The organism is Pseudemcibacter sp. (assembly GCF_965661635.1).
GTDB lineage: Bacteria > Pseudomonadota > Alphaproteobacteria > Sphingomonadales > Emcibacteraceae > Pseudemcibacter.
The window spans coordinates 1-3,193 of sequence record NZ_CBFIEP010000060.1 but is presented as its reverse complement, the minus strand read 5'-3'; the positions used below and the strand labels follow the sequence as shown (position 1 = coordinate 3,193).

General features: G+C 41.7%; 3 protein-coding genes. All 3 read right to left on the bottom strand.

What is annotated here, in order from left to right; genetic code table 11:
- On the bottom strand, nt 1-1,296 hold a 1,296-nt coding region (locus ACTF6W_RS04480; protein ID WP_438993347.1), incomplete at its 3' end, for a sodium-dependent transporter.
- Nucleotides 1,297-1,313: 17 nt separating this feature from the next.
- Nucleotides 1,314-2,723, bottom strand: coding sequence for an alanine/glycine:cation symporter family protein (locus ACTF6W_RS04475; RefSeq protein WP_438993346.1), 1,410 nt, complete (start codon nt 2,721-2,723; stop codon nt 1,314-1,316).
- 82 nt (nt 2,724-2,805) lie between these two features.
- Nucleotides 2,806-3,193 (bottom strand): gamma carbonic anhydrase family protein (locus tag ACTF6W_RS04470; RefSeq protein ID WP_438993345.1); only part of this gene is annotated, 388 nt, incomplete at its 5' end.

Below are 3,193 nucleotides of genomic sequence, written 5' to 3'. Positions count from 1 at the left end.
CATGTAAAGAAGATCAAGATGACTTTCATTTTCACCGAAAGCTTCTATCACATTCTGTTTTTTGATAACCCAGCCAACAAATACTGCCGTAAGCAATCCACCAAGCGGCAATCCGATTTGATTAACATACCAGTCAAAGCTGTCCAATAATCCTAATCCGGCAATTTTTACATGTGAAAGTATATTACTCGAAAATACGGACAGCATGCCCACTAGGAATATTGCGCCAGTAACAATTGCTGCAGATTTACGGCGCGTCATATCATAAAACTTATTCAAATAAACGACCATTTGTTCCATCAATGCTAGAAGTGTTGTAAACCCAGCGATCGCCAGAAGCGTAAAGAATCCAGCACCAACAATGCCACCATATTCTAACTGGCCAAATGCAACAGTCATAGTATTAAATACAAGCGCCGAGCCAACATTAGGCTCCATCCCGAAACCAAATACGATTGGGAATATTGAAAGACCCGCAAAAACAGCGACACAAGTATCCGCAATACAGATAATAAATGCTGATTTTACGATAGATGTTTCTTGCGGTAAATAAGCACCAAATGTAAGCATTATACCGAGGGCAACACCGATAGAGAAGAATGCTTGACCAAGCGCGCTTACGACTACTTCAAGCGTTACTTTTGAAAAATCAGGTTCAAATAAAAACGCAGCGCCCGCGGCAAAATCACCAATGAATGCGGCCATCACAATAAGTGATAGTAATAGAAAGAAGAAGATTGGCATCGCGATTGATGTCATTCTTTCAATTCCATCATTCAGTTTATTTGATAGAATTAATGCGCAGACTATCATGAAGAAAGCATGCCAAAATGTCAGTTTAAAAGGATTACTGGAATAACTTGCATAAAGATCGACGGCGCCATCGGGTGTAATACCCACAAAACTTCCCATCACTGCTTCATAAGCATATGCAGCCGTCGTCCCCGCAATCACACTATAATAAGAACATAAAATAAATGAGCTAAAGGCGATAAACCAGCCGATATACTTCCAATTTTGTGATTTGTTTTCCATTCTGGCGACATGGCCAAAATTAGTAACAGCCCCTTGCTTACCATAACGACCAAGCATTGTTTCAGCCGCAAGAAGCGGGAAACCAATTATGATGACAAAACCAACATAAATAATAACAAAAGCGGCACCACCATTTTCACCCGCCTCAAATGGAAATCGCCAAATATTACCAAGTCCAATGGCACCACCAACGGCAGCTAACAGGAAACCCGTTCTTGAATTCCACTGACTTTTCATTTCATGTTCAGAACTTATCGCCATACTTTTACCTTCCCTGATTATTCAGCAGATTGTTTTTTTGTTTCAAGTCGCTTTTGATGTGCTTCTCGTGTCATTTGGAATATTTCCGGACTTTTAATGAGTAACGCAATTAAATTTGGCGCGGCCAAGATACCTAATGTTGCCAACCCAAAGGCCCAAATTGTAGCAAATTCACCTACACACCCTAGGAAAACCGTCGCCACGCTTAACAGTCTAAAAACCATTATTAATTTTTCACTGCTTAAGAAAACACCCGCTCTTTCGACATATAGGCTCCACGCAATGATAGTTGTAAATGAAAAAACCAATTGACCCACAATCACGACATAACCACCACCTGGTAGCCCCGCTGCAAAAGCCTGCGATGTTAAAATAGCGCCAGAATTTCCATCATCACCAAACATCCATGTACTTTGAACAACACCACCAATATCAATTTGAACCGTCAATATAATTAGCGATGTGAATGTGCAAATAATAATCGTATCAATCACGGTTCCAAGCATCGCGATTTCACCTTGTTGAATAGGATCACTGGTTTCCGATGATGCATGGGCGATAGCTGCACTTCCTGTTCCTGCTTCGTTGGAATAAAGCCCGCGTGATACGCCTTGTGCAATCGCTGCTGAAATCGCTGCACCCGCAAAACCGCCTACGGCAGCGGTACCACTAAAAGCACCCTCGAAAATCAAACCAAATGCAGTTGGAATTGCATCAACATTTATAACAAGAATAACCGCACCACATAATAAATACAAAATACTCATGGTTGGCACTGTAATTTCAGCCATTCGCGCAATTGAGCGCACACCGCCAATAATAACAACAAAAACCAAAATTGATAAAAGAACCGCCGTTACCCAATTATTGATGCCAAAGTTTTCACTTAAAACGACGGAAATAGCATTCGCTTGAACCATATGGCCAGTGGCAAGACCGGCGATGACCATCATAATTGCGTAGGCCGCACCAAGGAACCACCATTTTTTTTCCAACCCTATTCGAATATAATACATGGGACCACCGATGAGCATGCCATCTTCACTGCGCGTACGGTATTTAATCGCCATCAATGCTTCTGCATATTTCGTAGCCATTCCGCAAAGGGCCGTCATCCACATCCAGAAAATAGCCCCGGGGCCACCAATAAGTATCGCAGAAGCCACACCAATAATGTTACCAGCGCCAATCGTGCCGGAAAGTGCCGTCATTAAAGACTGTAATGGGGTAATACCATCATTTGCTTCGGTATGTTGTGTTGATTTTTTACTAAAAAGTGTTTGAAATCCAGCTTTTAAGCGCCGCACCGGCATTAATTTAAGACCAATTGTTAAATATACACCCGTTCCAAGTAATAAGACGGGCATCACCACGTTCCAGACAATACCATAAAGCTGCCCAGCGAGATCCGCTAAGGTGGATTCCATAAAATGCTCCCAATACTATTTTGTATTTTATTTTTTTGCTAATTTTAATGAGATTAGTATTTAAAGCAACGAGAAATTATATTCACTTGTATTCATCAAGATAATCTGTTGCTGTACGAACATATTTTGCCGCCCCCTTGGAAAGGGCACGAAATTCACTTTCGCCGAGTTCACGTACAAATTTTGCTGGACGTCCCATCCACATTTCACCTTCGCCCACGGCTTTCCAAGGACTTAGTAGTGAACCAGCTGCAAGCATACCATTTTTTTTAATTAAACTACCGTCCATTGTCATAGCACTAAACCCAACGAAGCCTTCATCTTCAATGGTGGTACCATGAACCATCGCCATATGCCCAATCAAAACATCATTACCAATAATGGTATCATTTCCACCACTATCCACGTGTAATACACTTCCGTCTTGCACGTTAGATCTTTCCCCAATGCGAATTTTACCAACGTCACCG

What these genes read in the sequence shown, in the direction of transcription:
- ACTF6W_RS04475 (WP_438993346.1), bottom strand. Translation starts at nt 2,723, where the DNA reads ATGGAATCCACCTTAGCGGATCTCGCTGGGCAGCTTTATGGTATTGTC.